General features: G+C 54.2%; 1 protein-coding gene. It reads right to left on the reverse strand.

Features of this window, described 5'->3' with window-relative positions:
- On the reverse strand, positions 1-236 hold a 236-nt coding region (locus ACTHSP_RS24090; protein ID WP_440347235.1), incomplete at both ends, for a hypothetical protein.

Genomic DNA, 236 nt, shown 5'->3' on the forward strand with positions numbered 1-236 from the left:
CCTTTGGCGATATTGGCGGCGTTGGTCGCGACGTTTTGATTGGTCGCAAACAGTTGGCTGCCGTTAACGGCATCTTTGCTGTTGGCATTGAGGTCGCCGTCGGCTACGTTGGTAACCTTCTTGCCGGCGTTGTTCAAACCGTCTTTGGTCAGTTTGACGTCACCTGCTTTAACGCCGTCTTGGGTCAATGCGACATCGTCGCCTACTTTCACACCGTCGTTGTTCACGGTGGTGTC

Source organism: Neisseria sp. P0001.S005, assembly GCF_051963715.1.